Annotated in this window: 5 protein-coding genes; all 5 read left to right on the forward strand. The window is 47.4% G+C overall.

Annotation, left to right across the window (positions count from 1 at the left end; genetic code table 11):
* Nucleotides 1–63 precede the first annotated feature (63 nt).
* Nucleotides 64–792 carry a precorrin-3B C(17)-methyltransferase gene (gene cobJ, locus LG34_RS12070; RefSeq protein WP_109216293.1) on the forward strand — a complete coding sequence of 243 codons (729 nt, stop codon included), beginning with the start codon at nucleotides 64–66 and terminating at the stop codon, nucleotides 790–792.
* Nucleotides 789–3,023 (forward strand): precorrin-6A reductase, encoded by a 2,235-nt coding sequence (cobK, locus tag LG34_RS12075; protein ID WP_109216289.1) that lies wholly within the window; start codon nucleotides 789–791, stop codon nucleotides 3,021–3,023. Before cobJ ends, cobK begins: the two co-directional genes overlap by 4 nt.
* A 54-nt stretch (nucleotides 3,024–3,077) precedes the next feature.
* On the forward strand, nucleotides 3,078–5,579 hold the full coding sequence (locus LG34_RS12080; protein WP_109216290.1) for a cobyrinate a,c-diamide synthase: 2,502 nt from the start codon (nucleotides 3,078–3,080) through the stop codon (nucleotides 5,577–5,579).
* Nucleotides 5,580–5,681: 102 nt separating this feature from the next.
* On the forward strand, nucleotides 5,682–6,212 hold the full coding sequence (locus LG34_RS12085) for a bifunctional adenosylcobinamide kinase/adenosylcobinamide-phosphate guanylyltransferase (protein ID WP_109216291.1): 531 nt from the start codon (nucleotides 5,682–5,684) through the stop codon (nucleotides 6,210–6,212).
* 2 nt (nucleotides 6,213–6,214) lie between these two features.
* On the forward strand, nucleotides 6,215–6,729 hold a 515-nt coding region (locus LG34_RS12090; protein ID WP_109216292.1), incomplete at its 3' end, for an adenosylcobinamide-GDP ribazoletransferase.

Raw genomic sequence — 6,729 nt, forward strand, 5'->3', positions numbered from 1 at the left:
CTGACCAGAATCACGCACCAAGTCTCACGTGCGTTCGACTTGAATGATGGAAAGGAAACAACATTGAAGAAAATATATGTAGTAGGAATTGGACCGGGCGCTTATGAACAGATGACGATCCGGGCAGCGAAAGCACTGGAAAGCTGCGAAGTCATCATCGGATATACAGTGTATGTGGATCTGGTGCGGGAGCATTTTGCAGGAAAAGAATTTTTAACCACACCGATGAAACAGGAAGTGGAGCGTTGCCGGATGGCATTTGAGACAGCAAGTGCAGGAAAAACAACAGCAATGATCTGCAGCGGAGATGCCGGTGTGTATGGCATGAGTGGTCTGATGCTGGAAATCGGAGAAGAATATCCGGAGGTAGAGGTAGAATGTGTACCGGGGGTGACAGCAGCAATCGGTGGAGCATCCGTGCTTGGCGCACCTTTGATCCATGATTTTGCGGTGATCAGTCTCAGTGACCTTCTGACGCCATGGGAAAAAATTGAAAAACGCCTGCTGGCGGCGGCAGGGGCAGATTTTGTCATCTGTCTGTACAACCCGTCCAGCAAAAAGCGGTATGATTATCTACAGAAAGCCTGTGATCTAATTCTAAAATATCAACCGGAAAGTCTGGTCTGCGCGACGGTAAGCAATATTGGCAGAGAAGGCGAACAGAAGCAGATTTATACACTGGGAGAACTTCGAAATGCAAAAGTGGATATGTTTACCACCGTATTTATCGGCAACTCCCAGACAAAAGAAATCAATGGAGCAATGGTGACACCAAGAGGATATCGGATATGAAAAAACATGCGGAATACCTGATTTTTGCCGGAACAAGTGAAGGACGGAAACTGGCAGAATTTTTGCAGGAACATCAGATCTGTGCAGAGGTCTGTGTGGCCACCGAATATGGAGAAAAATTGCTTGCGGCAACGGATTATATTCAGGTTCATACCGGCAGAATGACGGAGCCGGAGATGGAAAACTATATACAGGAACGATCAGGAGCGCCTTTTCAGGCAGTAATCGATGCCACGCATCCACATGCGGCGGAAGTGACGAAAAATATTCGGACTGCCTGTGAAAACACCGGGATGCGTTATGTGCGTCTGTTACGTGGGCAGATTGATTTATCAGCATTTTCAGATCTGGTGACATTTCCGGATTGTGAATCGGCAGCGGAGTGGTTGGAAATGCAAAATGGACGGATTTTCCTGACAACGGGAATGAAGGAATTGCCGATGGTGGCAGAACGGATTTCTGACCGGGAGCGCTTGTATGCAAGGGTACTTCCGCAACCGGAAATTTTTCCGTTGGCAGAAGAACTGGGCTTGAGCAAAAAGCAGCTGATCTGTATGCAGGGACCATTTTCAAAGGAATTGAATGTGGCAATGCTGCGGGAAGTGCAGGCAAAGTTTCTGCTGACAAAGGAATCCGGCAATGCAGGTGGATTTGCACAGAAGGCAGAGGCAGCGAAAGAAGCTGGATCAGTCTGTGTGGTCATTCGCCGTCCTGTGCAGGAACAGGGATTTTCACTGGAGGAGATTCAGGAGAAAATTTTAAGTGTGAGGGAGAAACTTTTCAGTCCTAAGAATGAGGTGCAAGAAGCTCAGGGGAAAGAAAGTTGTCATGTAGAAGAAGCAGATACAGAAAAAGGCAATAGTTTGAATGTTTCAGAAACAGTTGAAAAGTTAAGCAGCTGCAAACCGGGGAAAAAGGCAGCAACACGAAGAAAAGTAACGCTGCTTGGTATCGGAATGGGTGCGGCAGAAAATATGACGGTAGAGGGCGTTCGTGCCTGCAATCAGGCGGACTGCATTATCGGGGCAAAGCGTATGCTGAACGCTGTGGAACAGGTTTTAGATACAGAAAAACCAATGGTATCCATGTACCTGAGTCAGCAGATTGTAGAGTATATCCACTCACATGAGGAATATGGCAATATTGTGATCGCGCTGTCCGGAGATGTGGGATTTTACAGTGGCGCAAAGAAACTGGTGGATGCGCTGCCGGAAGTTGAAGTGGATTTGCTTTGTGGCATTTCAAGTGCAGTGTATTTTGCATCAAAACTGCATACATCCTGGGACGATATGAAACTTATGAGTGTACATGGACGCAGGGCAAATATCATTGCGGCATTGAGCAGAAATGAAAAGGTGTTTACGCTGGCTTCCGGAGCAGAGAGTATTCGTCAGCTTGCGGCAGAACTGGTGACTTATGGATTTGGTCAGGTGACAATGTCAGTGGGAACGGATCTCAGTTATCCACAGGAACAGATTACAACGGCGACACCGGAACAGTTTCTGGATTATCAGACAGAGGGCGTCAGTGTGGCACTGCTTCAGAAACAGACACCGGATGATTTTGTGGTGACACATGGCATTACGGACGAAGCATTTATCAGAGGAAAAGTCCCGATGACCAAGGAGGAAGTGCGAAGTATTTCCGTATCAAAAATGCAGCTTCGCCGGGATTCTATTGTGTATGATATTGGTGCCGGAACCGGTTCTGTTTCTATAGAAATGGCGCGGATGATCCCGGAAGGAAGCGTGTATGCCATAGAACGAAAGGAAGAAGCGGTGGCACTGATTCGGGAAAATCAGAAAAAGTTTCAGGTTCCGAATGTGCAGATCGTGCATGGAAAAGCGCCGGAGACAATGCAGGGACTGGAAGTGCCAACCCATGCGTTTTTGGGCGGCACCGGCGGAAATATGCGGGAGATTATCACAAAATTGAGGGAGTTAAATCCTCAGATCCGCATTGTGATCAACTGTATCGCACTGGAATCGCTGGCAGAGATAACGGTACTGCTTCAGGAACTGGAAATCAAGGATGCAGAGATCACAGCGGTTACGATCGCAAAATCAAAACTACTGGGACATTATCATATGATGATGGGGCAAAATCCGGTGTATGTGATTGCTTTTGGCGGCATTTCCGGGCAGAATGACATCAGATGGGAGATGACTCCCACCTCTATAGGTGGTGAGAAACAAGCTAGTATCAGTGGTGGGAGTCTCAACTCAGGCTGAGATAAAAGAGATTGATAAAAAGTAGATAGGAATCAGAATGGGAGGGAAAAACGCATGAAGATACCACGTATTATGCTGGCGGCACCGGCAAGCGGAAGTGGAAAAACGCTGATCACCTGTGGTTTGCTGCAGGCGTTCAAAAACAGAGGGGTACACCCGGTGTCTTTTAAATGTGGACCGGATTATATTGATCCGCTGTTTCATACACAGGTGCTTGGAATTCCTTCCCGGAATCTTGATTCTTATTTTACTGGTCGGGAACTGACGAAGGCACTGTTTTGTAAAAATGCGGCGCAGGCAGATCTGGCAGTAATGGAAGGCGTTATGGGATTTTATGACGGTGTGGCAGGGATTACGACACAGGCTTCGTCATGGGAACTGGCAGATATTACGGACACACCGGTAATTCTGGTGGTAAACATGCGCGGAATGAGTCGGTCTGTGGTGGCGCTGATCCGGGGATTTTTGCAGATGGAGAAAAAGTCACATATCTGTGGCGTGATCTTAAATCAGACGTCAGAGGTGATGTGTGAGGATTTACGTCCGTTGATTGAGGAAAATTGTAAAATTCCAGTGCTTGGATACGTGCCGAAGGTGGCAGAATGTGTCATCGAGAGCCGGCATCTGGGACTGGTGACACCGGCAGAAATGACAGATCTGCAGGAACGGATTGAAAAACTGGCAGAAATTTTGGAAAAAACACTGGATCTGGATAAAATTTTAACAGTGGCAGCAGGAGCATCCATGTTGCAGGAACAAAAAATGGAAGATTTTTATCCGGAGCTGCAGGTAGCGACAGAGGAGAATTGCAAAGAAAGCGGAAAGGAACAGAATCAGAGTCAGGGGGAGCATCCGGTTCGCATCGGAGTTGCCAGAGATGAAGCGTTTTGTTTTTATTATGAAGATAATCTGGATCTGCTAAGAGCAATGGGAGCACAGATCGTTCCTTTTTCCCCGTTGCATGATGCAAAACTGCCGGAGAATTTGCATGGACTGCTGATCGGCGGCGGTTATCCGGAATTGTATGCAAAGCAGCTCAGTGAAAATGAGACAATGAAAGAGAGTTTTCGCAGGCAGATTGAGGCAGGCATGCCATATCTGGCAGAATGTGGTGGTTTTATGTATCTGCATGAGACGATGGAGGATATGAAAAAAGAGCGCTGGCAGATGGTTGGTGTTTTGCCGGGACATGCGTTTTATACCGGAAAACTGGGGCGTTTTGGTTATGTGGAGCTGACAGCGCAGAAAGAACAGATTCTGGGAGAAGCGGGAGAGACGATTCGTGCTCATGAATTTCACTATTTTGACAGCAGTGAAAACGGTGATGCGTTTCGGGCGCAAAAGCCGCGGCGGAAGCGGGGATGGGATTGTATGCAGGCGTCTGAAACGCATGCAGCAGGATTTCCACATTTGTATTATTATTCCAATCCGGCATTTGCGGCAAATTTTGTGAAAGCATGCAGAAACTGGGAACAGGAAACATGGCAGCATGGAGGAAGAAGCATGACACTGGAAGAAACGATACACCGAATCAGACCGGTGGATCAGAAGGCAAAAGAAGATGCAAAGGAGCACTGGGACAGTCTGGGAAAACCATTGGGAAGTCTTGGACGGTTGGAGGATGTGATCATTCAGATCGCGGGAATCCAGCGCACGCCGCAGATTCATATTGAAAATAAAGCACTGGTGATCATGTGTGCGGACAATGGCGTGGTGGAAGAAGGCGTTACACAGTGCGGACAGGAAGTGACTGCTTCCGTGGCAGAGAATTTTCTGGATGAAAAATCCTGTGTGGCAATCATGTGCAAACGCGCGGGAGCAGGCATTTTTCCGGTGGATATCGGAATGGCAGTAGATACGCCCAGGGTGGAAAAACGAAAAATCGCTTACGGAACAAAAAATATGACGAAAGAGCCGGCGATGACCAGAGCGCAGGCAGTTGCAGCAATTGAAGCGGGCATTGCCAAGGCGCAGGAATTAAAGAATCTGGGATATGAGCTGCTTGCAACCGGTGAGATGGGAATCGGAAATACGACTACCAGCAGTGCAATGACAGCAGTTTTTCTTGGCATGGAGCCGGAAATGGTGACCGGGCGTGGTGCGGGATTATCCGGAGATGGTCTGAAACGCAAAGTGCAGGCAATTCGGCGGGCAATTTTCCTGCATGAGCCGGATGCGTCAGATCCACTGGATGTACTTTCAAAAGTGGGTGGATTTGATATTGCGGGAATGTGCGGGTTGTTCCTTGGCGGTGCAGCGCTGCAGATACCGGTGATCATGGATGGATTTATTTCACAGGTGGCAGCGCTGACGGCGGTACGTCTGGTGCCGGAATGTGCAGACTATATTCTGGCGTCCCACGTTTCACAGGAGCCGGGGGCAGATATTTTGCTGCATGCGTTGCAAAAAGAAGCGTTTTTGACATGTGAAATGCGTCTGGGCGAGGGCAGCGGTGCGGTGGCAATTTTTCCGCTGCTGGATTTTGCGTCAGATATTTATCACAAAATGAGCACGTTTGCACAGATAGAGGTTGAAGCATATCAACCATTGGATTAAAATAAATAAGTTATGGTGAAATAATAATATATGAGAGAGTATTTATAAATTCAGCTTATATAAACTGTAAATAGATAAAAAAGAAATGGACGGAATGACGCGATGATCATACTGGTAACCGGAGGCAGTGGCAGCGGAAAATCGGAATTTGCGGAAAACTGCTGTATGAAGCTGCCGGCAGTGGAAAAACGATATATCGCAACGATGCAGGCATTTGATGAAGAAAGCCGGGCGCGGATTCGCAAACACCGGAGAGCACGCAGCGGGAAAGGGTTTGCGACCATTGAACAGGGAACGCACCTGGAAGAGGTTTCTCTTCCGAAAGAATGTACGGCATTGCTGGAGTGTATGTCAAATCTGGTGGCGAATGAAATGTTTGCACCGGAAGGACGGGGTGAAGACTGTAAGGATGCAATTTTGCAGGGAATCCGGCATTTGGCAGCAGAGGCAAAACATCTGGTAATCGTCAGCAATAATATTTTTGATGATGGGATCGAATATGATCCCGGCACGAAATTATATATGCGGATTCTGGGTGAAATCAATCAGGAAGTGGCAGTGCTGGCAGATCAGGTGTATGAGGTGGTCTGCGGTATTCCGATTTTAATGAAAAAAGAAAGAGACAGAGTGTAACTATGAAATGTCTGGAAAGTCTGATTGTGGCATTTTCCATGTATTCTAAAATACCAATGCCACAGATCACATGGACAAAAGAAAATATGAAAAATACATTATGCTATTTTCCACTGATCGGTGCAGTGATCGGTGCACTTTTGTGGCTCTGGTACTGGTTGTGCGGGATCGCAGGATTTGGCGTGATGTTACAGGCGGCAGTGGCAGTATTGATTCCAGTGCTGGTGACCGGTGGAATTCATCTGGATGGTTTTTTGGATACATCCGATGCATTAAGCTCCTGGCAGACGACAGAACGGCGGCTTGAAATTTTAAAAGATCCGCATACCGGAGCATTTGCAATCATTGCATGTTGTAGTTATTTTCTGGCAGCTTTTGGCATTTGGACAGAAGCAAAATTGCTGGATATCGGGATTCTTGGCATTGGTTTTATTTTAAGCCGTACCTTGAGCGGCTTTGGTGTATGCAAGTTTCCCTGTGCGAAAAAAAGCGGTTTGGCAGCGACTTTTGCAGAGGC

The sequence above is a fragment of the Eubacterium ramulus genome, assembly GCF_003122485.1.
GTDB lineage: Bacteria > Bacillota > Clostridia > Lachnospirales > Lachnospiraceae > Eubacterium_I > Eubacterium_I ramulus_A.